The organism is Caldimonas tepidiphila (genome assembly GCF_003569765.1).
Taxonomy (GTDB): domain Bacteria; phylum Pseudomonadota; class Gammaproteobacteria; order Burkholderiales; family Burkholderiaceae_C; genus Caldimonas; species Caldimonas tepidiphila.
On the sequence record NZ_QXMG01000204.1, the window covers coordinates 1 to 573 of the forward strand.

General features: G+C 65.8%; 1 protein-coding gene. It reads left to right on the plus strand.

Translation table 11 applies throughout. The features are described 5' to 3' along the window. Nucleotides 1–163 precede the first annotated feature (163 nt). A partial coding sequence (locus D3A59_RS25105; protein WP_170162400.1) for a transposase occupies nucleotides 164–573 on the plus strand: 410 nt, incomplete at its 3' end.

The following is a 573-nucleotide window of genomic DNA, read 5'->3' on the forward strand; positions in this document are numbered from 1 at the left end:
CGCCGATGATAGTGCGCATTCGCGTGTGAAAGTAGGTCATCGTCAGGCTATTACACCCAGAACCCCCGGTCGCCATTTGGCGAGCGGGGGTTTTGCTTTTGCGGCCGCGGAATCGGGCGCTACAGGGAGCTTCTAGAAACCGCCCCTGCGGCATGATGCGGGGATGAGCAGCAAGAAGACCAAGACCGAGCAGGCGTCGGCGCCGCAGGGCGACATGTTCGTGCAGCACCACAGGGACGTGAAGCTGCAGCAGTACACCGATAGCCTGGAGCACATGGGCGAGCTGGTGGACTTCGGGCAGGTGGCGGCTGCGGTGGATGCGGCCTGCCCCAGGCCCGATCGCAGCAAGGGCGGGCGGCCTCCGTATCCGACGGTCGTGATGGTCAAGGTGCTGTTTCTGCAGGCGCTCTACAACCTGTCGGACGAGCAGGCCGAGCACCAGTTGCTGGACCGGCGCAGCTTCCAGCGCTTCTGCGGCCTGGCTGACGAGCTGCGCATCCCGGACGCGCGCACAGTCTGGCTGTTCAAGCAGCGGCTCGCGCAGGGCGGGCTCGGCGCGCAGGCGATCTTCGA